Origin of the sequence: Microbacterium sp. MMO-113 (assembly GCF_037148555.1) — a bacterium.
Classification (GTDB): Bacteria; Actinomycetota; Actinomycetes; order Actinomycetales; family Microbacteriaceae; genus Microbacterium.
This window is the reverse complement of record NZ_JBBCTD010000003.1, coordinates 93,477-117,408: the sequence shown is the minus strand read 5'-3', so window position 1 is coordinate 117,408 and position 23,932 is coordinate 93,477. Positions and strand designations below refer to the sequence as shown.

General features: G+C 70.1%; 25 protein-coding genes. 14 read left to right on the top strand and 11 right to left on the bottom strand.

What is annotated here, in order from left to right; all coding sequences use genetic code 11:
- Window positions 1–14 precede the first annotated feature (14 nt).
- The gene (locus WFJ36_RS11125) at window positions 15–539 is read left to right on the top strand and encodes a gluconokinase (protein ID WP_071329649.1); all 525 of its coding nucleotides are present in this window, start codon (window positions 15–17) and stop codon (window positions 537–539) included.
- Here the strand turns inward: WFJ36_RS11125 and WFJ36_RS11120 are convergent.
- Window positions 524–649, bottom strand: coding sequence for a hypothetical protein (locus WFJ36_RS11120; protein WP_255218687.1), 126 nt, complete (start codon window positions 647–649; stop codon window positions 524–526). The genes WFJ36_RS11125 and WFJ36_RS11120 overlap by 16 nt on opposite strands.
- A 225-nt stretch (window positions 650–874) precedes the next feature.
- On the opposite strand from WFJ36_RS11120, the gene WFJ36_RS11115 reads away from it, so the two are divergent.
- Window positions 875–1,492 carry a 50S ribosomal protein L25/general stress protein Ctc gene (locus WFJ36_RS11115; RefSeq protein WP_292790012.1) on the top strand — a complete coding sequence of 206 codons (618 nt, stop codon included), beginning with the start codon at window positions 875–877 and terminating at the stop codon, window positions 1,490–1,492.
- A gap of 96 nt (window positions 1,493–1,588) precedes the next feature.
- Complete coding sequence (gene pth / locus WFJ36_RS11110; RefSeq protein WP_025105649.1) at window positions 1,589–2,170, top strand: aminoacyl-tRNA hydrolase; 582 nt, start codon at window positions 1,589–1,591, stop codon at window positions 2,168–2,170.
- 21 nt (window positions 2,171–2,191) lie between these two features.
- On the opposite strand, the gene WFJ36_RS11105 is transcribed toward pth, so the two are convergent.
- Window positions 2,192–2,833, bottom strand: a complete 642-nt coding sequence (locus tag WFJ36_RS11105; protein ID WP_292790010.1) for a hypothetical protein — start codon at window positions 2,831–2,833, stop codon at window positions 2,192–2,194.
- Window positions 2,834–2,859: 26 nt separating this feature from the next.
- Complete coding sequence (gene trpS / locus WFJ36_RS11100; protein ID WP_336643297.1) at window positions 2,860–3,864, bottom strand: tryptophan--tRNA ligase; 1,005 nt, start codon at window positions 3,862–3,864, stop codon at window positions 2,860–2,862.
- A 62-nt stretch (window positions 3,865–3,926) separates the two neighbouring features.
- Between trpS and WFJ36_RS11095 the strand changes: the two genes are divergently transcribed.
- Window positions 3,927–4,592, top strand: a complete 666-nt coding sequence (locus tag WFJ36_RS11095; protein ID WP_292790006.1) for a DUF4166 domain-containing protein — start codon at window positions 3,927–3,929, stop codon at window positions 4,590–4,592.
- Here WFJ36_RS11095 and WFJ36_RS11090 read toward each other — a convergent pair.
- From WFJ36_RS11090 to WFJ36_RS11060, 7 genes are all read right to left on the bottom strand, one after another.
- Window positions 4,586–5,425: an exodeoxyribonuclease III gene (locus WFJ36_RS11090; protein ID WP_025105653.1), complete on the bottom strand. Its 840-nt coding sequence runs from the start codon at window positions 5,423–5,425 to the stop codon at window positions 4,586–4,588. The two genes, WFJ36_RS11095 and WFJ36_RS11090, sit on opposite strands and share 7 nt — an antisense overlap.
- A gap of 9 nt (window positions 5,426–5,434) precedes the next feature.
- Window positions 5,435–6,640, bottom strand: a complete 1,206-nt coding sequence (locus WFJ36_RS11085) for a YihY/virulence factor BrkB family protein (protein WP_336643296.1) — start codon at window positions 6,638–6,640, stop codon at window positions 5,435–5,437.
- A gap of 132 nt (window positions 6,641–6,772) precedes the next feature.
- Window positions 6,773–7,540, bottom strand: coding sequence for a succinate dehydrogenase iron-sulfur subunit (locus WFJ36_RS11080; RefSeq protein WP_292790000.1), 768 nt, complete (start codon window positions 7,538–7,540; stop codon window positions 6,773–6,775).
- A 2-nt stretch (window positions 7,541–7,542) separates the two neighbouring features.
- Window positions 7,543–9,369, bottom strand: a complete 1,827-nt coding sequence (gene sdhA / locus WFJ36_RS11075) for a succinate dehydrogenase flavoprotein subunit (protein ID WP_071329654.1) — start codon at window positions 9,367–9,369, stop codon at window positions 7,543–7,545.
- A gap of 19 nt (window positions 9,370–9,388) precedes the next feature.
- Window positions 9,389–9,829, bottom strand: a complete 441-nt coding sequence (locus WFJ36_RS11070; protein WP_060921490.1) for a succinate dehydrogenase hydrophobic membrane anchor subunit — start codon at window positions 9,827–9,829, stop codon at window positions 9,389–9,391.
- On the bottom strand, window positions 9,829–10,263 hold the full coding sequence (sdhC, locus tag WFJ36_RS11065) for a succinate dehydrogenase, cytochrome b556 subunit (RefSeq protein WP_082758508.1): 435 nt from the start codon (window positions 10,261–10,263) through the stop codon (window positions 9,829–9,831). Before sdhC ends, WFJ36_RS11070 begins: the two co-directional genes overlap by 1 nt.
- 151 nt (window positions 10,264–10,414) lie before the next feature.
- Window positions 10,415–11,671 (bottom strand): FG-GAP-like repeat-containing protein, encoded by a 1,257-nt coding sequence (locus tag WFJ36_RS11060; protein ID WP_336643295.1) that lies wholly within the window; start codon window positions 11,669–11,671, stop codon window positions 10,415–10,417.
- A gap of 35 nt (window positions 11,672–11,706) precedes the next feature.
- Here WFJ36_RS11060 and WFJ36_RS11055 point away from each other — a divergent pair, with 35 nt between their 5' ends.
- The 10 genes from WFJ36_RS11055 to WFJ36_RS11010 all read left to right on the top strand — a co-directional run bounded on the left by WFJ36_RS11055 (window position 11,707) and on the right by WFJ36_RS11010 (window position 23,180).
- Window positions 11,707–12,822 carry a mannose-1-phosphate guanylyltransferase gene (locus WFJ36_RS11055; protein WP_292789991.1) on the top strand — a complete coding sequence of 372 codons (1,116 nt, stop codon included), beginning with the start codon at window positions 11,707–11,709 and terminating at the stop codon, window positions 12,820–12,822.
- A 147-nt stretch (window positions 12,823–12,969) separates the two neighbouring features.
- The gene (locus WFJ36_RS11050) at window positions 12,970–14,088 is read left to right on the top strand and encodes a BMP family lipoprotein (protein ID WP_071329658.1); all 1,119 of its coding nucleotides are present in this window, start codon (window positions 12,970–12,972) and stop codon (window positions 14,086–14,088) included.
- 105 nt (window positions 14,089–14,193) lie between these two features.
- Window positions 14,194–15,708, top strand: coding sequence for an ABC transporter ATP-binding protein (locus WFJ36_RS11045; protein ID WP_292789988.1), 1,515 nt, complete (start codon window positions 14,194–14,196; stop codon window positions 15,706–15,708).
- A complete protein-coding gene (locus WFJ36_RS11040) occupies window positions 15,705–17,012 on the top strand; it encodes an ABC transporter permease (protein WP_292789986.1) in 1,308 nt (435 codons plus the stop codon). The genes WFJ36_RS11045 and WFJ36_RS11040 overlap by 4 nt, the downstream gene beginning before the upstream one ends.
- On the top strand, window positions 17,012–18,295 hold the full coding sequence (locus WFJ36_RS11035) for an ABC transporter permease (RefSeq protein WP_082749974.1): 1,284 nt from the start codon (window positions 17,012–17,014) through the stop codon (window positions 18,293–18,295). Before WFJ36_RS11040 ends, WFJ36_RS11035 begins: the two co-directional genes overlap by 1 nt.
- 28 nt (window positions 18,296–18,323) lie before the next feature.
- The gene (locus WFJ36_RS11030) at window positions 18,324–18,722 is read left to right on the top strand and encodes a cytidine deaminase (protein ID WP_025105664.1); all 399 of its coding nucleotides are present in this window, start codon (window positions 18,324–18,326) and stop codon (window positions 18,720–18,722) included.
- The gene (locus WFJ36_RS11025; protein WP_292789982.1) at window positions 18,719–20,011 is read left to right on the top strand and encodes a thymidine phosphorylase; all 1,293 of its coding nucleotides are present in this window, start codon (window positions 18,719–18,721) and stop codon (window positions 20,009–20,011) included. Before WFJ36_RS11030 ends, WFJ36_RS11025 begins: the two co-directional genes overlap by 4 nt.
- Before the next feature lie 48 nt (window positions 20,012–20,059).
- Window positions 20,060–21,175, top strand: coding sequence for an adenosine deaminase (locus tag WFJ36_RS11020; protein ID WP_292789980.1), 1,116 nt, complete (start codon window positions 20,060–20,062; stop codon window positions 21,173–21,175).
- Window positions 21,176–21,257: 82 nt separating this feature from the next.
- Window positions 21,258–22,283, top strand: a complete 1,026-nt coding sequence (locus WFJ36_RS11015; protein WP_292789978.1) for a polysaccharide deacetylase family protein — start codon at window positions 21,258–21,260, stop codon at window positions 22,281–22,283.
- 27 nt (window positions 22,284–22,310) lie between these two features.
- On the top strand, window positions 22,311–23,180 hold the full coding sequence (locus tag WFJ36_RS11010) for a carbohydrate kinase family protein (RefSeq protein ID WP_292789976.1): 870 nt from the start codon (window positions 22,311–22,313) through the stop codon (window positions 23,178–23,180).
- Here WFJ36_RS11010 and WFJ36_RS11005 read toward each other — a convergent pair.
- On the bottom strand, window positions 23,177–23,923 hold the full coding sequence (locus WFJ36_RS11005; protein WP_292789974.1) for an alpha/beta hydrolase: 747 nt from the start codon (window positions 23,921–23,923) through the stop codon (window positions 23,177–23,179). The genes WFJ36_RS11010 and WFJ36_RS11005 overlap by 4 nt on opposite strands.
- Window positions 23,924–23,932 lie beyond the last annotated feature (9 nt).

Sequence of the window (23,932 nt, the reverse complement as noted above, 5' to 3'; positions counted from 1 at the left end):
GACGGCAGGACGGCATGAGCGTGCGCATCGTCGTGATGGGGCCGAGCGGCTCCGGGAAGTCGACGGTGGGGGCCGCGCTGGCCGAGGACCTCGGGGCCCGTTTCGTGGATGGGGACGACCTGCATCCGCTGACCAACGTCGAGAAGATGGCGGCGGGCATCGCCCTCGACGACGACGACCGGATGCCGTGGCTGCGGGTGGTCGGACGGACCCTCGCCGCCGAGACGCACATCGTCGTCGCGTGCTCCGCGCTGCGGCGGCGCTACCGGGATGCCATCAGGGCGGAAGCGCCGGAGGCCGTCTTCGTCGAGCTCGGCGTGGCGCGGGAGACGCTCGCACGACGGCTCGGCGATCGGCCCGATCACTTCATGCCGGCCTCGCTGCTCGATTCCCAGCTCGAGGCGTGGGAGCCCCTGACGGGCGACGAGTCCGGGGTCCGGGTCGATGCCGCGCTCCCGCTGGCGCAGGAAGTGACGGCGATCCGGAAGGCGCTCACCGCGGTGACGGGAACGCCGGGGGAGCCTCAGTCCTTGCGGTAGCCCGAGCGGCCGAGGGAGAACAGGGCGGCCCCGGTGGCGACGGCGGCGCACAGCGACATGGCGCCGATCACCCAGAGGAGGACGTGAGAGAGGAACGCGGCGTCGAGCATGGGGGTACTCCGAATTTCTGCAGAGGGGACCGGTGTCCTCAGCCTATCGGGTCATCCGGTACCATGGAGTCGTACCTCGGCGAGGGACGCTTCTGCGCGTGCGCGAACGTCCGTGATCGACGCGGCGAAGCAAGCCCGGTGGCTTTCCTCACGCGTCCGCGTTCGAGTCCACAATTACAAGACCACCGCGCGGCGCCTTCGCTGCGTGCCCCGAAGGAGAACCTCATGTCTGAAGACACCACGGTCCACGCCGAGCTGCGCAGCAGCTTCGGCAAGGGCTTCGCCCGTCGTCTGCGCGCCGCCGGCAAGATCCCCGCGGTCATCTACGGCCACGGCACCGAGCCCGTGCACGTCGCGCTGCCGGGTCACCAGGTCTCCCTGATCATCCGTCGCGCCAACGCGCTGCTCGACCTCGACATCGAGGGCACCTCGCAGCTCGCGCTCGTCAAGGACGTGCAGAAGGACCCGGTGCACCAGATCATCGAGCACATCGACCTCCTGGTCGTGAAGAAGGGCGAGAAGGTCGCCATCGACGTCCCCGTCGTCGTGACCGGCGAGCCGGCTCCCGGCACCATCGTCAACCTCGACGCCACGACCATCCAGGTCGAGGCCGAGGCCACGCACATCCCCGAGAACATCGAGGTCTCGGTCGACGGTCTCGAGGAGGGCGCGCACATCACCGCCGCCGACGTCACCCTCCCGAAGGGCTCGACGCTCCTCACCGACGCCGAGGTCCTCGTGGTCGCCATCTCCGTCCCGGCCGCTCCGGTCGAGGACGAGGAGTCCGAGGGCGAGTCCGCCGAGGGTGCCGCCGAGGCGTCCGAGGAGGCCGCCGCGGAGTGATCTCCGCCTGCTTCATCACGGAGGGGACGCGATCGGATCGCGTCCCCTCCGTCGTATCCTGACCGGGGTGACGGCTCCGGCGAGAGAGGACGAGGAATGGCAGCGACCTGGCTTGTGGTCGGTCTCGGCAACCCCGGGCCCCGCTATGAGGCGACCCGCCACAACATCGGCCAGATGGTCGTCGACGAGCTCGCGGCTCGGCGCGGCGAGAGCTTCCGGGAGCACAAGGGCGGCGCGCGTGTCGTGGAGACCTGGCTCCGCCCCGGCGCCGACAAGCTCGTGCTCGCGAAGCCGAACACGTTCATGAACGTCTCGGGCACGCCCGTCGCGGCGCTCGCCCGGTTCTACTCCGTCCCCCTCGATCACGTCGTCGTCGTGCACGACGAGCTGGACATCCCGTTCGACACGGTCAAGCTCAAGACCGGGGGAGGCCACGGCGGCCACAATGGCGTCCGCGACATCGCACGAGCGCTCACGAGCCCGGACTTCCCCCGGGTGCGCGTCGGCATCGGTCGCCCGGTGGGGCGTCAGGACCCCGCCGACTGGGTGCTCTCCCCGTTCGGCAAGGACGAGCGCGCCAACTTGCCGCTGCTCGTGGGGGACGCGGCGGATGCGGTCGAGCTCCTCGTCGACGAAGGGCTGCTCGCCGCGCAGCAGAAGCACCACGCCCCTCGCTGAGGTTCCGGCGCGCGCCGCGCGTCAGGTCGTGAAGGCGGCGTACCCCGTCGCGCCGCCGACGGCGAAAGCGGTGAAGACGGCGACGAAGAAGATGATCGCGCCGAGGACGGCGACGATGAGCGCGGCGATGCCCGCTCCGCGCCCCTGCTTCCTGCGGATCGCGATGATCCCCAGCACGATCGCGGCGATGCCGAGCACCGTCCCGGCCCAGAAGGACAGCTCCGTCCACAGCACCTGATCACGCGCGGGGGACAGGAACCCGAGATCTCCCGTGGAGCCGCTGATGCCCTGCGGGATGCGGCGGCCCACCTCGAACGCGCTGACGCCGCCGATGATCGGCATGACCACGGCCGCGAGGATCGAGAGGCCCAGAGCCAGCAGGCCGAGGAACCCTGAGGGCTTCGGCGCGGCATCCGGTGCGGTGTAGGAGCCGGACGGTGTCGCGTAGCCGCCCACAGGCACCTGATACGCCCCGGGCGGCGCGGCAGGGGGTGCCGGCTGACCGTACCCGCCGGCGGGTTGGTACGGTGCCGGAGCGGCCGGCGGCGCCGACGGATACGCGGGCGGCGGGATCGCGCCGGGCGCCGGCTCCTGCGGGACCGAGGTCGCCGGAGGCAGGGGCGGCACGGTGCCGGGCGGAGGGGGCAGCTGCGGATCGGTCACGATGTCATCCTAGAGTCGGCCGCGGCTCACACTCGGCGCAGCAGTCCGACGCGGTCGTACACGTCGGACAGCGTGCGGTCGGCCACGGCGTCGGCGCGGGCGGCGTTCTCGGCGAGGATCCGGTCCAGCTCTGCCGGGTCGTCGAGGAGCTCGAGGGCGCGGCTGCGCACCGGAGCGAACTCCTCGACGACGACCTCGGCGAGGCCCTTCTTGAAGTCGCCGTAGCCGCGGCCCGCGTACTCGTCCTCGATCGCGGGGATCTGACGTCCGGTCAGCGCGGCGTAGATGGTCAGGAGGTTCGAGACGCCCGGCTTGGCCTCGCGATCGAACCGTACGGTGCCCTCGTTGTCGGTCACCGCGCGCATGATCTTCTTCGCCGACTTCGCCGGGTCGTCGAGCATCCACAGCACGCCGGCGTCGCTCTCGGCCGACTTCGACATCTTGGCCGTCGGGTTCTGCAGGTCGTAGATGCGCGCCGTCTCCTTCTGGATGACCGGGACGGGCACCGTGAAGGTCTCGCCGAACCGCGAGTTGAAGCGCTCTGCGAGGTCGCGGGTGAGCTCGACGTGCTGCTTCTGGTCGTCGCCGACCGGCACGACATCGGTCTGGTACAGCAGGATGTCGGCCGCCATGAGCACCGGGTAGGTGAAGAGGCCGACGCTGGTCGCGTCGGCGCCGTAGCGGGCCGACTTGTCCTTGAACTGGGTCATCCGTCCGGCCTCGCCGAAGCCGGTGATCGTGCTGAGGATCCAGGCGAGTTCGGCGTGCGCACGGACGTGCGACTGCACGTACAGCGTCGACTGCGACGGCTCGATGCCCGCGGCGATGTACTGCGCAGCGGTGCGACGGGTCTTCTCGCGCAGTTCGTCCGGGTTCTGGGCGACCGTGAGGGCGTGCAGGTCGACGACGGAGAAGAACGCGTCGTACGAGGTCTGGAGCTCCCGCCACTGCAGGAGCGCGCCGATGTAGTTGCCGATCTGGAGGGAGTCGGCGGAGGGCTGCATTCCGGAGTAGAGGCGAGGCTTGTTCACCCGTCAATCCTATGCGCCCGCGCCGCGGTGCCCGGCGCCGTCGCATCCCCTACGCTGACGTCATGACGGACGGCATGCCCCTGAGACGCGGACAGGTGTTCCTCGACGCGCTCGGCGCGGAGGCGGAGCGTCTCCATCCAGAGATCCTCGCGCAGTACCGTGCTCCCGTCTCGACGGGGCATGCGGAGGGGGTGTTCGCGGTCGCGGGGAGCCGGTTCGGCCACTGGGCGGCCCTCGCGCGTCCGATCGTGGGACCGGGCCTGCTGGTGCCGACATCAGGGCGGGACGTGCCGTTCGTGCTGCGCACGACGACCGGGCGCGCGGCGACGGGCCGCGCGACGCTGGACTCCACGCGCGAGTTCCTCTTCCCCGGGCGGACCGCACGGATCGTGGACCGGCTGACGGTGAGCGTGCGGCCGGGGCTGGTGCGGAATCTCCTCGGCGCCCGCGGCCGCGTGGAGCTCATCGAGGAGTGCAGTGTGACGGCGGAGGGCTTCCTGCGGATGCGCACCGTCCGGGTCGCCCTGCGGCTGTTCGGGCGGCGGTTCGCTCTGCCGAGACCGCTCGGCGTGTGCGTGGACCTCGTCGACGGCTGGGACGCCGAGCACCGCCGGCGCACGATCGACATGCGCGCCGTGAACCCGGTGCTCGGCACCGTGCTGGAGTACCGCGGATGGTACCGGGAGTCGCCGCCGTCGCCCTCCGAGCGGCCGGAACCGGGTCAGTAGGTGTAGTCGACGACGACCGGAGCGTGGTCGCTCCAGCGCTGGTCGTACGCGGCCGCACGGGCCACGTGATACGCCTGCACGCGCTCGGCGAGAGCGGGCGTGGCCAGGTGGTAGTCGATGCGCCAGCCCGAGTCGTTGTCGAAGGCCTTCCCGCGCATGGACCACCAGGTGTAGGGCCCGTCCACCTCGCCGTGGAAACGGCGTCCGACGTCGACCCAGCCCAGGCCCGTGCCGACCGAGCCGTCGACGCCGGTGACCGACGTCCCCGCCTCACCGAGGAAGCGATCAAAGTAGGCGCGCTCGCGCGGCAGGAAGCCGGCCTTGGTGCGGTTGCCGCGCCAGTTCTTGATGTCGAGCTCTCGGTGCCCCACGTTGAGGTCGCCGGTGACGAGGGCGAGGGCGCCGTCGGTGTTCAGGCTCGCCAGTCGAGCCTCGAACGCGTCGAGGAACTTCCACTTCTCGTCCTGCTTCGGGGTGTCGGCCTCGCCGGAGTGCACATAGGCGCTGACGACGGTGAGCGGACGGTCGCCGATCAGGAAGTCGGCCTCGATCCAGCGGCCCTTGGAGTCGAAGTCCTCCGGGCCGAAGTCCGCCCGCGAGGCGAGCGCGGGGAGGCGGCTGGCGATCGCGACGCCCGCGCGCCCCTTGGCCGTGGCCTCGTCGTGCACGAAGGTCCAGCCGGGGAGGGCGGCCTCGATGTGCTCGTCCTGCCCGCGTACCTCCTGGAGGGTGAGGATGTCGATGTCCGCGGCGTCCAGCCACGTGCTCATCCCGTTGCGGGCGGCCGCCCGGATCCCGTTGACGTTGACCGAGGCGATACGCAGGTGAGGCATTCCTCCAGCCTAACGAGCACCGCCGACATCGCGGTTCTGACGGCGGTCGAGCTCGGAGAGCAGGCGCTGCGCGAGAGGGGAGGTCGGCGGTGCGGGCGGGGGAGCGGAGGCCTCCAACCGTGCGACCTCGTCCTCCGCCACGCGGACGGCGTGCCCGGCGGCCCAGCTCCGGTACCACGGGGCCTCGTCGCGCGCGGCCCGGGCGTCGCGCAGTCGGATCCGTGCGGCGGAGAGCAGCGTGGCGTGCTCCGCCACCCGCCGCTCGGCCTCTGTCGGCAGCAGGAGCGGGAGGTCGCGGTCCTGGGCGGCGACGGCGATCCATGAGGCGGCGACGAGCATGACCACCCCGTTCACCCGGAACCACAGCAGCAGTCCGACGAAGATCGCGAAGGTCGCCAGCAGCGGGTTCGACGGCGTGTAGCTCAGCAGGAACCCGACCCCGAACTGCAGCACCGTCATGGCCGCGCCGCCGAGGAGGGCGCCGGGCCAGATGGTGCCCCAGTGCAGCGAGGTGCCGGTGAGGAAGCGCACCATCGCCGCCAGCGCTCCCGTCAGCAGGACGAACGACACCAGGACGGTGCCGATCCGGATGCTGATGTTGAGGCCCTCGGAGCCGGCGTCCCAGCCCAGCAGCGACAGCACCCAGCTGAGGACCGCTGCGCTGGCCGAGCTCAGGGCGGAGCCGACGATGAGAGCGACTCCGAAGATGAGAGCGGCGAGCAGGTCGCGCGCCTTGAGGAGGAGGTAGCTGCGCCGGTCGGGTTCGAGGCCGAAGATGTCGCGCACGGCCCGCCGGGAGAAGGTCACCCAGCCGATCGCGGTCCAGATCACCGTGCCGAGGGCGATGAGACCGGTGATGCCGAGGAACCCGCTGGTGTTCGATGCGATCTCCTGCACCTGCGCGGGGGTGAAGACGCCGCCCTCGTCGAGGATGAGATTCGGGATGTAGTTGTTGATGATGCCGATGAGGCCGTTCACGGCCTCCTCGCTGCCGCCGAGCCAGAGGCCGGCGATGGCGAACGCGAGGTAGATCGCGGCGAAGATGGCGAACAGCGCCTGGTAGCTCACCCCGGCGGCGAGCAGGAAGCCGTTGTGCTGCAGGAAGTGCCGCCACACCCGCACCGGGAAGAGGCCGAGGGTGCGCCGGGTCAGCGCGGTCGCGCGCTCGACCGCGGCATCGAGGCGACCGTCGGTCGCCGAACCGGGCTCGGACACGCCCCCACCCTACCCAAGCGCGGGCCCTGCCTTCGCGCGCCCGGCCTGCCTCCGCGAGAACAGGCGCAGATGCGAGAACAGGCGGCCCCGTCCGGGACCGCCTGTTCTCGCGTGAATGCCTGTGTCGGCGCGTCAGGGACGGCCGCGGAGGACCGCCTGCTTCACCTCGGCGATGGCCTTGGTGACCTCGATGCCACGGGGGCAGGCCTCGGAGCAGTTGAAGGTCGTGCGGCAGCGCCAGACGCCCTCCTTGTCGTTGAGGATGTCGAGCCGCACGGCGGCGTTGTCGTCGCGCGAGTCGAAGATGAAGCGGTGCGCGTTGACGATCGCGGCCGGGCCGAAGTACTGACCGTCGGTCCAGAACACGGGGCACGACGAGGTGCACGCGGCGCAGAGGATGCACTTGGTGGTGTCGTCGAAGATCTCGCGGTCGGCGATGGACTGCGTGCGCTCCTTGCCCTTCTCCGGCACGGAGTTCGCGACGAGGAACGGCTGCACCTCGCGGTACGACGCGAAGAACGGCTCCATATCGACGACGAGGTCCTTCTCCAGCGGCAGGCCCTTGATGGCCTCGACGTAGATCGGCTTCGAGATGTCGAGGTCCTTGATCAGCGTCTTGCAGGCCAGCCGGTTGCGGCCGTTGATGCGCATGGCGTCGGAGCCGCAGATGCCGTGCGCGCAGGAGCGACGGAAGGTCAGCGAGCCGTCGACCTCCCACTTGATCTTGTGCAGGGCGTCGAGGACGCGGTCGGTGGAGTAGAGCTCTACGTCGTAGTCGACCCAGTGCGGCTCGGCGTCGAACTCGGGGTCGAACCGGCGGATGTTGAAGGTGACGATGAAGGACTGGATCCCGGTGTCTTCGGTCGTCTCGGCCGGCGCTTCGGCGATGGCGTTCGACATGCTCAGTACTTCCTCTCCATCGGCGGGTAGTTCAACTCGCCCTTGTCGTTCTTGGTGAAGACGACCGGCTTCCAGTCGAGCTTGATGTGGTCGCTCGGGTCGGAGGAGTGCGGGTCGCCCGTGAGGTACGCCATGGTGTGCTTCATGTAGTTCTCGTCGTCACGCTTCGGGAAGTCGTCGCGCATGTGTCCGCCGCGGCTCTCCTCGCGGTTCTGCGCGGCGTAGACGACGACCTCGGCGATGTCGAGCAGGAAGCCCAGTTCGACGGCCTCGAGCAGGTCGGTGTTGAACCGGTGGCCCTTGTCGTCGACGTGCACGTTCTTGTAGCGCTCGCGGAGCTCCGCGATCACACCGAGGACATGCTGCAGAGACTCGTGCGTGCGGAACACCTGCGCGCCCTTGTCCATCTCGTCCTGCAGCGTCTTGCGGAGGACCGCGATCCGCTCGGTGCCCTGGTTGTTGCGCAGGCCCTCGAGCATGTCGGAGACGAAGGCGGCGGGGTTCTCCGGCAGCGGGACGAACTCGGCCGTCTTGACGTACTCGACGGCGTTGCGGCCGCTCCTCTTGCCGAACACGTTGATGTCGAGCAGCGAGTTCGTGCCGAGACGGTTGGCGCCGTGCACCGAGACACAGGCGCACTCGCCGGCGGCGTAGAGGCCCGGGACGACGGTGTCGTTGTCCGCGAGTACCTCGCCGTTGTTGTTCGTGGGGATGCCGCCCATGGCGTAGTGCGCGGTCGGCATCACGGGGACCGGCTCGACGACCGGGTCGACGCCCAGATACGTGCGGGCGAACTCCGTGATGTCGGGGAGCTTGGTCTCCAGCACCTCGGCGCCCAGGTGCGTGCAGTCCAGGAGCACGTAGTCCTTGTGAGGACCGGCGCCGCGGCCCTCCGCGACCTCCTGGACCATGCAGCGCGCGACGATGTCACGAGGCGCCAGGTCCTTGATGGTGGGGGCGTATCGCTCCATGAAGCGCTCACCCGAGGCGTTGCGCAGGATCGCACCCTCACCGCGGGCGCCCTCGGTGAGGAGGATGCCGAGGCCGGCGAGACCGGTCGGGTGGAACTGGAAGAACTCGAGGTCCTCGAGGGGGAGGCCCTTGCGCCACACGATGCCGACGCCGTCGCCCGTGAGGGTGTGCGCGTTGGAGGTGGTCTTGAAGATCTTGCCGAAACCGCCGGTCGCGAAGATCACGGCCTTGGACTGGAAGACGTGCAGCTCGCCCGTGGCGAGGTCGTACGCCACCACGCCGGCGATCTGCGTCGCGCCCGCCGCGTCCTTCACGGTGATGAGGTCGAGCACGTAGAACTCGTTGAAGAAGTTGATGCCGAGCTTGACGCAGTTCTGGAACAGCGTCTGCAGGATCATGTGACCGGTGCGGTCGGCGGCGTAGCAGGCGCGTCGGACCGGGGTCTTGCCGTGCTCGGCCGTGTGCCCGCCGAAGCGACGCTGGTCGATCTTGCCCTCGGGGGTGCGGTTGAAGGGGAGACCCATGTTCTCGAGGTCGATGACCGCGTCGATGGCCTCCTTCGCGAGGATCTCCGCCGCGTCCTGGTCGACGAGGTAGTCGCCGCCCTTCACGGTGTCGAAGGTGTGCCACTCCCAGGAGTCCTCCTCGACGTTCGCGAGGGCCGCCGCCATACCGCCCTGCGCGGCACCGGTGTGCGAGCGCGTCGGGTACAGCTTGGAGATCACGGCCGTCCTCGCGCCGGGGCCGGCCTCGATGGCTGCCCGCATCCCGGCGCCGCCGGCGCCCACGATGACGATGTCGAACTGGTGGTAGTGCACGCCGTCACGGACGACGGAATCCTGCGTCTGGGTAGTCACTTCTCGTTTGCCTCTTCTTCTAGCCCTGCGCCTGGCAGGTCTCCCACAGCGTGCTCGACTCGGTCACACCCAGGCACGGGTCGAACGTGAAGACGACCAGGGTGCCGAGGAGGATGAGCAGGCCCGCGGCCAGGCCGAGGGCCCAGACGAGCGCCTTGCGCGCGGTCGGGTTGGTCACGTAGTCGTTCACGATCGTCCGCATGCCGTTGGCACCGTGGATGAGCGCGAGCCAGAGCATCAGCACGTCCCACCACTGCCAGAACGGCGTGGCGAACTTGCCGGCGATGAAGGCGAAGTCGAGGGCGTGGATGCCTTCGCCGACCATGAGGTTGACGAAGAGGTGGCCGAAGATCAGCACGACGAGCACGACGCCCGAGACGCGCATGAAGACCCAGCCCCACTTCTCGAGGTTGATCCCGCGCTGGCGACGGGCGGGGGCGGCGACGGTCTGGGCGGTCATCAGTGTCCTCCTCCGAAGCCGGCGAACGCGAGCATCAGGTGGCGCGGCACGAAGCCGGCCATGATGATGCCCCACACGAGCAGCACGCCCCAGAAGAGCTGGCGCTGGTACTTGGCGCCCTTCGACCAGAAGTCGACGGCGATGATGCGCAGGCCGTTCATGGCGTGGAACACGATGCCCGCCACGAGCACGACCTCGCCGATCGCCATGACCGGGTTCTTGTATGTGCCGATGACCGCGTCGTACGCCTCCGGCGACACCCTGATCAGCGCCGTGTCGAGCACGTGCACCAACAGGAAGAAGAAGATGGCGACTCCGGTGATGCGGTGAAGCACCCACGACCACATGCCTTCGCGACCCCGGTAGAGGGTGCCGCGGGGGGTCTTGGACGTGGTTTCCGAAATCGACGGTGTCAAGCGAGCGCTTGTGGACACGGTCGTCCTCCCTGGATCGATGTGTTTCGGTCGCGTGCGCTGCTTCGTCCACATCTGGCCTGGAGGAGGGTCAGGCACGCCCGATCGGTGTCCATCCTATTCCCGCGCGGACGCCCCGGGCGACGAAGGCAACCCTAAGCCCGGCGCGTGGTCAGCCGAGCTGCGCGATGCCGTTCCATCCGCTCCCCGCCGACCGCGCCGGGAGGAATCCGCCCCGCCCGGTGCCTCCGTACAGCAGGAGCGCGCCCGAGGCGTTCCTGGCGAGGACGTCCTGGGTGCCGTTGCCGTCGAAGTCGCCGGCTCCGGCCAGGGCCGTGAACGATCCCCATCCCTTCCCGATCTGTCGCCCGGCGGCCCAGGTGCCCTTGCCCGTGGTGGCGTAGAGCCAGAGCGTGCCGTCTGCGCGGCGGCCGATGAGGTCGCTGCGGGAGTCGCCGGTGAAGTCGCCGGGGCTGAAGACCGCCGTGAAGTTCTGCCATCCGGAGCCGATGCGCGCGCCGCCGGAGAGCCACCCGCCGCGGCCGTTCCCCCGGTAGAGGAGAAGCTCCCCGGACGGCGTGCGGGCGATCACGTCCGCGAGGCGGTCGCCGTCGAAGTCCATGCCGCCGATGAGCTGGCTGAACCGCGACCACCCGGTACCGATCGCGACCGGAGCGGCGAACCCGCCGCGTCCGTTGCCGGAGAAGAGCGACAGTCGGCCGTCCGCCTCCACGCGGGCGATGTCGGGGATGCGATCCCCCGTGAAGTCGCCGAGGGGGGTGAAGGTGCGATCGCCCCAGGCGGGGAGGACGGTGGTCGCCGTTCCAAATCGTCCGGTCCCGGTGCCGGGATAGAGGCGGAGGTCTCCGGAGGTGGTCCGAGCCAGCACATCGGCCGACCGATCGCCGTTGAGATCGCCGGCACCTCCGGGCAGGGTCTTCACCGGCGAGCCGACGCCGAAGATCTGCACCCAGTAGGTGCGGTAGCAGGAGCCGGTGGCGTAGCCGACTCCCAGTCCGGTGTAGCGGCGGTCGAGGATGTTGGCCTTGTGACCGGGCGACGCCATCCAGCTCGAGACGACCGCGGCGGCGTCCGGCTGTCCGGCCGCGATGTTCTCCCCGCTCGCCGTCCAGCCGAAGGCGGCGACGCGGGCGCTGCGCCAGGCGGAGGAGCTGTGCTCGAAGGTGCACGACGACGCCAGCTGACGCGCCCACTCCGCGGCGGCAGCATCGAGGCCGGGATCGGACACCAGTGCGGGCAGCCCGGCAGCGGTCCGCTGGGCGTTCGTCCGCGCGAACACGTCACCTGCGGGTCCGCCGGCCGCGGAGGCGACGGCGGGAGTGAGGACGAGGACGGCCAGGACGCCGGCGACGACGGCGGCGGCGAGGCGGCGGACGTGGGCGATCGGGGGTCTGCGGGACCGGCTCATGGGTCGACGATAGCGCCGCCGGTACGCTGGCCTGCATGAGCGAGCCGATCGAAGACTTCTACGCGGTCATCCCTGCCGGCGGCATCGGCAGTCGGCTGTGGCCGCTGTCCCGGGCGGACGCCCCGAAGTTCCTGCACGACCTCACCGGGTCCGGCCATTCGCTGCTGCGCGATACGTGGGACCGCCTGGAGCCGCTCGCCGGACCGGACCGGATCGCGGTGGTCACCGGTCGCGCCCACCGTGCGGCTGTGGAGGCGGAGCTGCCCGGTATCGCCGACCTCAACGTCTTCCTGGAGTCGGAGCCCCGCGAATCCGCGGCGGCGATCGGGCTGGCGGCGGCCGTGCTGCACCGGCGCAACCCGGACGTGATCATCGGCTCGTTCAGTGCCGATCACGTCATCCGGGGCACACGGGTCTTCGAGTTCGCCGTCCGCGACGCGGTCGAGGTCGCGAGGGAGGGGTACATCTGCACGATCGGCATCGCGCCCACGGAGCCGGCGGTCGGCTTCGGCTACATCAAGAAGGGTCCGGAGCTGGTCGTGGAGCGCGCCCGTGAGGCGGCCCTCGTCGAGAGCTTCGTGGAGAAGCCGGATCTGGAGACGGCCAGGGCCTACCTCGCCGAGCGCACGTACCTGTGGAACGCGGGCATGTTCATCGCGAAGGCGAGCGTCCTGCTGGACGAGCTCGCCGCCAATGAGCCCGCGCTGCACGCCGGCCTGCTCGAGCTCGCCGAGGCCTGGGACGACCGGGAGCTCCGCGGGCCCGCCGTCGACCGCATCTGGCCGCGGCTGAAGAAGATCGCGATCGACTACGCCGTCGCGGAGCCGGCGGCACGGCGCGGACGCCTCGCGGTCGTCCCCGGGCACTTCGACTGGGACGACGTGGGGGACTTCGCGTCGCTGACGAAGCTCATCACGAACGGCCGCAAGAACGACCTCGCCGTCCTCGGACCCCGCGCCCGGGTGCTCAGCGATGCGGCCAGCGGCATCCTCGTGAGCCAGACCACCCGTGTCATCAGCCTCGTCGGCGTTCAGGACATCGTCGTGGTCGACACCCCCGACGCGCTCCTGGTCACGACGGTCGAGAACGCGCAGCGGGTCAAGGGCGTGGTGGAGTCGCTGAAACTCAACGGACAGGGCGATGTGCTCTGATGAGCACCGCCTCGTGCTCATCGGCAGGGTTGATTTCAGCTTTGTAACCATTGGCCCGGCCGCCCGGGGCCGACGTGCACGAACGTCGAAACACTAGGTAACTTTGATCGATCCGCGATGGCCGCGGGTTCGTTGAGGGAGGCATCCGTGACCATCTCCACCACCAAGAAGCTGCTCGGCGCGACGGTCGCCGCCGGTGTCGTCTTCGCTCTTGCCGGCTGCGGTCAGGCGCCGACCGACGAGTCCGAGGGCGGATCCGCTCCCGTCGACTCCGACTTCAAGCCCTGCCTCATCTCCGACGCGGGCGGCTGGAACGACAAGTCGTTCAACCAGTCGGCCAAGGAGGGCATGGACAGCGCCGCCGACGAGCTCGGCATCAAGCCGCTGGAGTTCGAGTCCGCCAACGACAACGACTACGCGCCGAACCTCGAGACCGCCGTCTCCGAGGGCTGCTCGCTCATCGTCTCGGTCGGCTTCAAGCTGTCCGCCGCCACGGTCGAGTCCGCGCTCGCGAACCCCGAGATCGACTACGCGATCATCGACGACTGGGCCGACAACGACTTCGACGGCACTACCGACGCGCCGAACATCAAGCCCCTCGTCTTCGACACCGCCCAGGCCGCCTACCTCGGCGGCTACGCGGCGGCCGCCTGGTCCGCAGAGGCCGGCGTGAACAAGGTCGGCACCTTCGGCGGCATGCAGATCCCGTCGGTCGCCGTCTTCATGGACGGCTACCAGCTCGGTGTCGAGAAGTACAACGAGGACAAGTCGGCCGACGTCCAGGTCTTCGGTTGGGACGCCGCGACCCAGAAGGGCTCCTTCACGGGCGGCTTCGACGCCAACGACACGGCCAAGCAGACCGCCCAGGGCGTGCTCGACCAGGGTGTCGACGTCATCCTCCCCGTCGGCGGCCCGGTGTACCAGAGCGCCGCGGCGGCGATCAACGACAGCGGCAAGGACACGCTGATGCTCGGTGTCGACAGCGACCTCGCCGTCGCCGACCCCAGCGTCGCCGACATCACGCTCGTCTCGATCATGAAGGCCATCGACGTGGCCGTCCGCGACGCGACGCTCGCGGCCGCCGCCGGCGAGTTCGACCCGGAGCCCTACATCGGCACGCTCGAGAACGAGGGCGTGAAGCTCTCCGGCTTCGGCGACTTCGAGGCGGACCTGCCCGAGGGCCTCATGGACGAGCTGTCCGCCCTGCAGGAGCAGATCATCTCCGGTGACATCACGGTGGAGTCCGAGAACTCTCCCACCCGCTGAGTCGGAGCCGTACCCAGCACGGGGCGAGTGGCGCAGGCTGCCACTCGCCCCGCACTGTGGGCGGCGACGATTCTCCTCGGTGACTCTTCTGGATAAGGTGCAGATATGAAGCTCGAACTTCGCGGCATCACCAAGCGATTCGGCAGCCTCGTGGCGAACGACCACATCGATCTCGTGGTCGAACCCGGTCAGATCCACGCTCTCCTCGGCGAGAACGGCGCAGGCAAGTCGACGCTGATGAACGTGCTCTACGGCCTGTATCAGGCCGACGAGGGCGAGATCCTCCTCGACGACGCCGTGCAGCACTTCCGCGGCCCCGGCGACGCGATGGCCGCCGGCATCGGCATGGTGCACCAGCACTTCATGCTCGTGCCGGTGTTCACGGTGGCCGAGAACGTCATGCTCGGTCACGAGCAGACCAAGGGCTTCGGCACGCTGGACATCGCGAAGGCACGCGAGCACGTGCGCACGGTCGCCGCGCGGTTCGGGTTCGACATCGATCCGGACGCCGTCGTCGGCGACCTGCCGGTGGGCGTGCAGCAGCGCGTCGAGATCATCAAGGCGCTGTCCCGCGACGCCCGGGTCCTCGTCTTCGACGAGCCCACCGCGGTGCTGACGCCGCAGGAGACCGACGAACTCATGGCCATCATGCGGCAGCTCCGGGACGAGGGCACCGCGATCGTCTTCATCACGCACAAGCTGCGCGAGGTGCGCGAGGTCGCCGACCGCATCACGATCGTCCGGCTCGGACGAGTCGTGGGGGAGGCCTCGCCGACCGCCACCAACGCCGAGCTGGCCTCGCTCATGGTCGGCCGCGCGGTCGAGCTGACCGTGCACAAGGAGGCGCCGCGCCTCGGCGAAGGTGGTCTGGAGGTCCGCAACCTCCGGGTGCTCACCTCCACCGGAGCCATCGTCGTCGACGACGTCGACTTCACCGTGCGACCGGGCGAGGTCCTGGCCGTCGCCGGTGTGCAGGGCAACGGCCAGACCGAGCTCGTCGAGGCCATCGTCGGCCTCGCCGCGCGCGTCGAGGGGAACATCATCCTCGACGGCATCGAGCTCGTGGGCAAGAGCGTCCGCGGCATCCTCGACGCGGGTGTCGGGTTCGTGCCGGAGGACCGTACCGAGGACGGCCTCGTCGCCGGATTCTCGGTCGCCGAGAACCTCATCCTCGACCGCTCAGACGATCCCGCCTTCAGCCGGGCCGGGACGCTGCGCCGCGGCGCCCTGGAGGACTTCGCCAAGGAGCGCATCGCGGAGTACGACATCCGCACGCAGGGCCCGTACACCCCCGCGGGCACCCTCTCCGGAGGCAACCAGCAGAAGGTCGTGATCGCGCGCGAGATGAGCCGGGAGCTGCGGCTCTTCGTGGCGGCGCAGCCGACCCGCGGTGTCGACGTGGGCTCGATCGAGTTCATCCACAAGCGCATCATCGAGACGCGCGACGCGGGCGTCCCCGTGATCGTCGTCTCGACCGAGCTCGACGAGGTCGCCGCCCTCGCCGACCGGATCGCGGTCATGTACCGCGGCACCATCGTCGGCATCGTCCCCGGTGACACGCCCCGGGAGACACTCGGACTCATGATGGCCGGAGCGGCCGATGCGGAGGTGACCGCGTGAGCGGCGCGACACCCGGTGCAGGAGACGTCACGAAGGGCCTGCCCCCCGAGCAGCTCCCGCCCAGCACGGGCCTCGCGGACGAGGTGCCCCCGGCCCCGCGCGGGAACGTCGTGCTCAAGGAGATCCTCCGCGGCAGCGCGGTCACGACGATCCTGGCGATCGTCCTCGCGCTCATCGTCGGCGGCATCCTCATCGCCTTCACCAACGAAGACGTGCAGAAGGCCTCCGGCTACTTCTTCGCCAAGCCGAGCGACACGTTCGTCGCGGCCTGGAACGCGGTCTACAACGGCTACGAGGCGCTGTTCCGCGGAGCGATCTTCAACGCCCGTGGCGCAGACTTCGCCGCGCAGATCCGCCCGCTGACGAACACGCTGGGCTTCGCGGCTCCGCTGATCGCCGCCGGCCTGGGCGTCGCCCTCGCCTTCCGCGTCGGCCTGTTCAACATCGGTGCCCGCGGTCAGATGCTCGTCGGCGTCGCGGTCGCGGCCCTGCTGACGTTCAACCTCGACCTGCCGATCTGGTTCCACCTGCCTGTCACCCTGCTGGCCGGTATCGCCGGCGGGGCGCTCTGGGGCGGTATCGCCGGTCTCATCAAGGCACGCACGGGCGCGCACGAGGTGATCCTCACGATCATGCTCAACTACATCGCGTACTACCTGCTGCTGTGGATGATCCGCACGCCCGGGCTCCTGCAGAAGCCGGGGACCAACCAGGCGCTGGGCTCGGCAACGCCGGAGAGCGCGCAGTTCCCGACCCTGCTCGGCCCGCAGTTCCCGCTCCTCGACCTCGGCTTCGTCATCGTGGTCATCGCGACGGTGTTCGTGTGGTGGCTCATCGAGCGCTCCTCGCTGGGCATGCGCATGCGCGCGGTGGGGGAGAACCCGCACGCCGCGCGCGCCGCGGGCATCAGCGTCAAGCGCGTCTACGTCTACGCGATGCTCTTCGCGGGTGCCCTCGCCGGCCTCGCCGGGATGAACCAGCTCCAGGGCGCCGTCACCACCGGGGTCACCGAGACCATCGACGCCGGCATCGGCTTCGACGCCATCACGGTCGCCCTCCTCGGACGCAGCCGCGCGTGGGGGACGTTCGCGGCCGGAATCCTGTTCGGTGCCCTCAAGGCGGGCTCGTTCTCGATGCAGGCGCAGGACATCCCCGTCGACATCGTGCTCGTCGTGCAGTCGCTCGTCGTGCTGTTCATCGCCGCGCCGCCGCTGCTGCGCACGGTGTTCTTCCTCCCCAAGTCCGACGCAGAGAAGGCGGCCAAGGCGAGAGCCAAGGCCGCGAAGAAGGCGGTGACGGCATGATGTCGCTCGTGCAGACCGAAGCCGCCGACGGCACGGTGCAGCTCGCCACCGTCCGGGAGCGCCACCTCAAGGCGCCGATCAGCCTCGCAGTCGTCACCGCGCTGCTGGCAGTGCTCTTCCTCGCCGTGCCGCGCAGCGGTATCAGCACGTTCCGCCTCGGCGACCGCACGTCGGCCTTCGAGCTCCCCGACGTGGAGCTGCCCACCGCGCCGACGTTCTGGGTGGTCTTCGCCGTGCTCGTCGTCCTCACGGTCGGGGCCTTCCTCCGGGCCTGGACGTACCGTGCGCCATCGATCTGGCTCATCGTCGCCTATGGCGTGCTCGCGGTCTTCGCGTTCCTCGTCTGGGCCGCGGCCGGGGGCCTCGTCCCCGTCACGAGTCTCCTGTTCGGCGCCGTGTCGCTCTCGGTGCCGCTGGTGTTCGGCGCGCTCGGCGGTGTCATCGGCGAGCGGGCCGGTGTCGTCAACGTGGCCATCGAGGGGCAGCTGCTCCTCGGCGCGTTCTCGGCGGCGCTGCTGTCCAGCATCACGGGCAACGCCTTCGTGGGCCTCATCGGCGCCATGATCGGTGGCGTGCTCGTCGCGAGCGTGCTGGCGGCGTTCGCGATCAAGTACCTCGTCGAGCAGGTCATCGTCGGTGTCGTGCTCAACGTCCTCGTCACCGGCCTCACCGGATTCCTCTACGGCGCGCTCCTCGCCCCGAACGAGGCCGAGCTGAACACCCCGGTCCGCTTCTCGCGCATCGAGATCCCGGTGCTGAGCGACATCCCGATCATCGGTCCGGTGCTCTTCAACCAGACCTTCATCGTGTACCTCATGTTCATCACCGTGGCCGTCGTCGCGTGGGGCCTGTACCGCACCAAGTGGGGCCTGCGCCTCCGCGCGGTGGGCGAGCACCCGCAGGCGGCCGACACGGTCGGCATTCGGGTCAACCCGACGCGGTTCTGGAACGTGCTGCTGGCGGGCGCGATCGCCGGCATCGGCGGCGCGTACTTCACCCTCGTCTCGGTCCCGCAGTTCGGCAAGGAGATGACGGCCGGACTCGGCTTCATCGCCCTCGCCGCGGTGATCTTCGGACGCTGGGACCCGATCCGCGCGACACTCGCCGCCCTGCTCTTCGGGTTCGCGACGAACCTGCAGAACCTGCTCTCGATCCTGAAGACGCCGATCCCCGGCGAGTTCATGCTCATGCTCCCGTACGTGGTCACGCTGCTCGCGGTCGCCGGGTTCGCCGGACAGATCCGGGGCCCTGCCGCCAGCGGCAAGCCGTACATCAAGTCGTAGAACACGCAGGGAAGAAGGAACCACCACCATGACGGACATCGACTGGGACGAGCTGCGCCAGGTCGCCGCGGAAGCCATGACCAAGGCCTACGCGCCGTACTCGCGCTACCGCGTGGGGGCGGCAGCTCTCGTCAGTGACGGGCGGATCGTCGCCGGTTGCAACGTCGAGAACGCCTCCTACGGCGTCACGCTGTGCGCGGAGTGCGCGCTCGTGGGAGACCTGTTCATGTCCGGCGGCGGGCAGCTCGTCGCCTTCGTGTGCGTGAACAACGACGGCGAGACGATCATGCCCTGCGGCCGGTGCCGGCAGCTGCTGTTCGAGCACGCCGTACCCGGCATGCTGCTGGAGACCGTCTCCGGCATCCGCACGATCGACGAGGTGCTGCCCGACGCGTTCGGGCCGCGCGACCTGGAGGAAGCACGATGACCGTGGAGCCGTTCGACGCGGTCGATGTGATCCGTGCGAAGCGCGACGGGGGCGTCGTCCCCGAGCCGGCGCTGCGCTGGATGGTGGACGCCTACACGCGCGGCTACGTGTCCGACGCGCAGATGGCGTCCTTCGCGATGGCGATCTTCCAGCGCGGCATGGAGCGCGACGAGATCCGCGTGCTCACCGATGCGATGATCGCGTCCGGTGAGCGGATGAGCTTCGCGACCCTCGGCAAGAAGACGGTGGACAAGCACTCCACCGGTGGCGTCGGCGACAAGATCACCCTGCCCCTGGCCCCGCTGGTCGCCTCGTTCGGCGTGGCGGTCCCGCAGCTCAGCGGCCGCGGCCTCGGCCACACCGGGGGCACGCTCGACAAGCTGGAATCGATCCCCGGCTGGCGCGCGGCGCTCAGCAACGAGGAGATGTTCGCGCAGATGCAGGGCGACGTCGGGGCCGTGATCTGCGCCGCGGGCTCCGGTCTCGCTCCCGCCGACAAGAAGCTCTACGCGCTCCGTGACGTGACCGGCACTGTGGAGGCGATCCCGCTGATCGCCTCCAGCATCATGTCGAAGAAGATCGCCGAGGGGACCGACGCCCTCGTCCTGGACGTGAAGTTCGGCTCCGGCGCGTTCATGCAGGACATCGACCGCGCCCGCGAGCTCGCCCGCACGATGGTCGCGCTCGGCACCGACTCCGGCGTCGCCACCACGGCACTTCTGACCGACATGAACGTCCCTCTCGGCCGCGCGATCGGCAACGCGAACGAGGTCCGCGAGTCGGTCGAGATCCTCGCCGGCGGAGGACCCGCCGACGTGCGGGAGCTGACCGTCGCGCTCGCCAGGGAGATGCTCGCCCTGGCCGGCCAGCCCGATGCGGACGTGGAGGCGGCGCTGGACGACGGCCGCGCCATGGACACCTGGAAGGCGATGATCCGCGCCCAGGACGGCGACCCCGATGCGGCCCTCCCGGTCGCGCGGGAGACGCACGTCGTCACAGCTCCTGCGGACGGCATCGTCACCCGGATGGACGCGCTCCCCTTCGGGATCGCCGCCTGGCGTCTCGGCGCGGGCCGTGCGCGGGCCGAGGACCCGGTGATCTTCGAGGCAGGCATCGACCTGCACGCGAAGCCCGGTGACCGGGTGTCCGCCGGGCAGCCGCTGTTCACCCTGTCGGCGGCGGATGAGGCGCGCTTCCCCCGAGCCATCGAGGCCCTCGAAGGGGCCTGGGAGCTCGGCGACGACGCGCCGACGCTGGGGCCGATCGTCCGCGAGCGCATCACGGCGTGAGGCCCGGGCGCTAGCCTGGACGAACACCCCGCGACCGAGAGGATCCCCATGTCGATCGATGCGAGCGGCGACGTCGCCATCCAGGGCGTCTCGCTGCGGAGCCTGCCGAAGGTGTCGCTGCACGACCACCTGGACGGCGCCGTGCGTCCGGCCACGATCATCGAGCTCGCTGACGCGATCGGTCTCGACCTCCCTGCCTCCGACTCGTCGGCGCTCGGCTCCTGGTTCGCGAAGAAGAGCGACTCCGGATCGCTGGTGGAGTACCTGAAGACCTTCGAGCTCACCACCGCCGTCATGCAGACCCGCGAGGGGCTGACCCGTGTCGCGCGCGAGTTCGTCCAGGACCTCGCGGCCGACGGGGTCATCTACGGCGAGGTGCGCTGGGCGCCGGAGCAGCACCAGAGCGGTGGTCTCTCCCTGGAGGACGCCGTCGAAGCCGTCCAGCAGGGGATCGAGGAGGGCGAGGATGCGGCGGACCGCGACGGTCGCAGCATCCGCGTGGGGCAGCTCCTCACTGCCATGCGACACACGGACCGCGCTCGGGAGATCGCCGAGCTCGCAGTGGACTTCCGTGGACGGGGTGCCGTCGGCTTCGACATCGCCGGTCCCGAGGACGGCTTCCCGCCGTCGGACCACCGCGCGGCCTTCGACTACCTCGCCGAGAACTTCTTCCCGGTGACCGTGCACGCGGGGGAGGCCGCGGGTCTCGCGTCGATCCGCTCGGCCCTGCTGGACGGTCGTGCGCTCCGCCTCGGACACGGCGTCCGCATCGCGGAGGACCTCGAGGTCGTCACACAGGAGGGCGACGAGGTGCAGGTGCGCTTCGGCGACCTCGCGCGCTGGGTGCGCGACCGGGAGATCCCGCTGGAGCTCTCCCCGTCGTCGAACCTGCAGACGGGGGCCGTCGCCGCGTGGGGCAAGACGCTCGCCGATCACCCGTTCGACCTGCTCTACCAGCTCGGCTTCGCGGTGACCGTGAACGTGGACAACCGCACCATGAGCGCGACCTCGCTCACGCGCGAGCTGGCCCTGCTCGTGCAGACCTTCGAGTACGACCTCGACGACCTCGAGGCCTTCCAGTTCAACGCCGCCGCCGCGGCCTTCCTCCCCGTCGAGGAGAGGGAGGAGCTCGTGGAGATGATCGCCGAGGGCTTCGACGCCTGACATGCGCTCCGGGGGGAGGCCGTCGCGTTCACGAGCCGGCCTGGTCGGCGCGCTCGTCGCCGTCGTAGTCGTCGGAGGGGGTGTGGCGGCGTTCGCGGGGCTGCATCGCGCGCCGGAGGAGCGGGTCCCGAAGGCCCAGGGCACCGTCACGGGGCCCCCGCTCACGCCGTCGCAGCAGATCCTCGCGGACGCAGACGATCCCCGCGCGTGCGCCGTCACGTTCCGGGGCGAGGGGGCGCCGACGGCGCCGATGCTGCAGTTCCAGGACGAGCCGTACCGGGGGCTGCCCATCCCGCAGCTCGACGGCCGGGTGTTCGCGGGCTGGTACACCAGCGCCGACGCCGCCACCGCCTTCACGGTGGAAGCACGCGTGAACGGCGCGGATCCCGTCGCGTGCGCACAGCAGCAGACGGAGCTCTTCGCGGCCTGGAAGACGCCCGAGGAGAATGCGGCCGACGACGTGCGCGTGCCCATCCTGATGTACCACCAGTTCACGGCCGACCCGGCGGGGGAGAGCGGGTGGCTCCGCGGCAACTACGCGTACATCGGCGACTTCGAGGCGCACATGGCCTACATCGCGAGCACCGGCTTCTATCTGCCGACCTGGGACGAGCTCAGCGCGTTCATCGACGGGCGGCTCTCCCTCCCGGTGCGGAGCGTGATCATCACCGACGACGACGCCGATCAGACGTGGTTCGACCTCGCGGTGCCCGTCGTGGACGCGCACCGGCTCCTCAGCACCTCGTTCATGGTCACGGCCTATCGGCAGGACCCCGCACCGTCGCCGTGGGTCCAGCGACGCTCGCACACCCACGACATGCATCAGGCCGGCGACGACGGCAGGGGACGCATGGTCAACGGGACGCCCGCGCAGATCGCCGCCGATCTCGCCACGTCGGGGGACGTGCTCGGCGTCCGCGAGGTGGTGGCCTACCCGTTCGGCCACTACGACGACACCGCGAAGGAGGGTGTCCGGCAGGCCGGCTACGAACTGGCGCGGACCATCGACCCCGGATACGTGGTGATCGGGACGGACAAGCTCGCCCTCCCCGTCGTGCGCATCGATTACGGGATGGGGTTGGAAGCCCTGGTGTCGCGCATCGGGTGACCACCCGTGGCGCGCGAGGATGAGAGCATGCCCGCTTCCGTCTTCCTCGCCGGTCCCGCCTCCTGGAACCGCATCGTCCTCCTCGACCGGCTCCCCGAGCCCGTGCCGCACATGCAGTTCGCGCAGGCGAGCTGGGAGACGGTCGGCGGCACGAGTGCGGGCAAGGCGCTGAGCCTGACGGCGCTCGGCCGATCCGTCGTGCTGCATGCCGTCGCCGGGGAGGACGAGGACGGGCTCCGGGTGCGTGCGACACTCGAGGCCGCCGGGGTGGTCGCGCAGTGGACGCACGGAACCACGGAACGGCACCTCAACCTGATGACTCCGCAGGGTGACCGGGTGTCGCTGTACCTCTCCACTCCGGGGGAGACGACGGGGATGGAGGACGCCGCGTACGCCACGGCGATGGCCGCCGCCGACGCCGTCGTGCTCGATCTGGCCGCCGAGCCGCGGCGGCTGCTCCCGCTCGCGGCGGCCAGTGGCACGCCGCTCTGGGTCGACGTGCACGACTACGACGGCATCGACGCGTACCACCGGCCGTTCCTGGCGGGGGCCGCGGCCGTCTTCTGCAACGCGGATCGGCTGGCCGACCCGGTGGAGTTCCTGCGCGCCGTCGTCGCGGGGGGAGCGGCGTTCGCCGTGTGCACCCTCGGCGCCGAGGGAGCGGTCGCGGTGGGGGAGGACGGGGCCGAGCTGCGGGTGCCCGCGCTGCCGACCGCCGTCGTCGACACCAACGGCGCGGGCGACGCATTCCTGGCCGGAGTCCTCGACGCGCGGCTGGCAGGAGCGGACCTGGCGTCGGCGCTCTCGGCGGGTGCGCGGTCGGCCGCGGGGGTTCTCCCCACCCGGCACTTGCATCCGCTGCTCGACCCGATCCTCGGGGATCCGCGGGCGGCCTAGGGCGCGACCTGCTCCAGGAAGCCGCCGACGACCTCGGTGACCTCGGCGTGCATCTCCTCGTCGTCGATGGTCGCGGTGCCGTCACCGGACTGGGGCCCGTAGTCACCGAAGGAGGCGTGGGAGGCGCCGTCGATCTCGATGAACTCGGCGTCTGCGGGGAGCTCAGACCGGGCGTCCGCGATCTTCTCCGGCGTGGAGAGGCCGTCCTCACTCCCGGAGACGCTCAGTACAGGAAGGTCGGTGCCTGCGAGGTCGGTCGCGCAGTAGGAGGCGAAGAGGACGAGGGCGTCGGCGTCCGTCGCGAGCTGGCAGGCGCGCACGCCGCCGAGGGAGTGGCCGCCCACGGCCCAGGTGTCCACGTCGGGCGCGGCGCTCGTGAACGAGTCGAGGCCGCGCGGATCGAAGAAGGCGAGGTGGAGCCAGGGCCGGGTGATGACGACCGTGGTGCCCTCCTCCGCGAGCCCCTGGAGGATCGAGGCGTAGGCCCACGGGTCGACCTTCGCTCCCGGGATGAAGACGAGTCCGCGGTCGGAGTCGCCGTCCGCGGGCTCCAGGACGATCCCCTCCTCGGCGTCGGTCACGGTGATCGCAGGATTCTCCCGGACGGCGGCGAGCGGTTCGGGCTCTGCGGCCATGACACCGACCTGGCTCCACACGAGGATTCCGCCGACGGCGAGGAGGAGGACGATCGCCACACTCCACAGGACTCGTCTCAGGACGCGGCGTCGGGGCTTCTGCTGCACAGCAGCTAC

What these genes read in the sequence shown, in the direction of transcription:
- WFJ36_RS11125 (WP_071329649.1), top strand. Translation starts at nt 15, where the DNA reads ATGAGCGTGCGCATCGTCGTGATGGGGCCGAGCGGCTCCGGGAAGTCG.
- WFJ36_RS11120 (WP_255218687.1), bottom strand. Translation starts at nt 649, where the DNA reads ATGCTCGACGCCGCGTTCCTCTCTCACGTCCTCCTCTGGGTGATCGGC.
- WFJ36_RS11115 (WP_292790012.1), top strand. Translation starts at nt 875, where the DNA reads ATGTCTGAAGACACCACGGTCCACGCCGAGCTGCGCAGCAGCTTCGGC.
- pth (WP_025105649.1), top strand. Translation starts at nt 1,589, where the DNA reads ATGGCAGCGACCTGGCTTGTGGTCGGTCTCGGCAACCCCGGGCCCCGC.
- WFJ36_RS11095 (WP_292790006.1), top strand. Translation starts at nt 3,927, where the DNA reads ATGACGGACGGCATGCCCCTGAGACGCGGACAGGTGTTCCTCGACGCG.
- WFJ36_RS11090 (WP_025105653.1), bottom strand. Translation starts at nt 5,425, where the DNA reads ATGCCTCACCTGCGTATCGCCTCGGTCAACGTCAACGGGATCCGGGCG.
- WFJ36_RS11080 (WP_292790000.1), bottom strand. Translation starts at nt 7,540, where the DNA reads ATGTCGAACGCCATCGCCGAAGCGCCGGCCGAGACGACCGAAGACACC.
- WFJ36_RS11070 (WP_060921490.1), bottom strand. Translation starts at nt 9,829, where the DNA reads ATGACCGCCCAGACCGTCGCCGCCCCCGCCCGTCGCCAGCGCGGGATC.
- WFJ36_RS11060 (WP_336643295.1), bottom strand. Translation starts at nt 11,671, where the DNA reads ATGAGCCGGTCCCGCAGACCCCCGATCGCCCACGTCCGCCGCCTCGCC.
- WFJ36_RS11055 (WP_292789991.1), top strand. Translation starts at nt 11,707, where the DNA reads ATGAGCGAGCCGATCGAAGACTTCTACGCGGTCATCCCTGCCGGCGGC.
- WFJ36_RS11045 (WP_292789988.1), top strand. Translation starts at nt 14,194, where the DNA reads ATGAAGCTCGAACTTCGCGGCATCACCAAGCGATTCGGCAGCCTCGTG.
- WFJ36_RS11035 (WP_082749974.1), top strand. Translation starts at nt 17,012, where the DNA reads ATGTCGCTCGTGCAGACCGAAGCCGCCGACGGCACGGTGCAGCTCGCC.
- WFJ36_RS11030 (WP_025105664.1), top strand. Translation starts at nt 18,324, where the DNA reads ATGACGGACATCGACTGGGACGAGCTGCGCCAGGTCGCCGCGGAAGCC.
- WFJ36_RS11025 (WP_292789982.1), top strand. Translation starts at nt 18,719, where the DNA reads ATGACCGTGGAGCCGTTCGACGCGGTCGATGTGATCCGTGCGAAGCGC.
- WFJ36_RS11020 (WP_292789980.1), top strand. Translation starts at nt 20,060, where the DNA reads ATGTCGATCGATGCGAGCGGCGACGTCGCCATCCAGGGCGTCTCGCTG.
- WFJ36_RS11010 (WP_292789976.1), top strand. Translation starts at nt 22,311, where the DNA reads ATGCCCGCTTCCGTCTTCCTCGCCGGTCCCGCCTCCTGGAACCGCATC.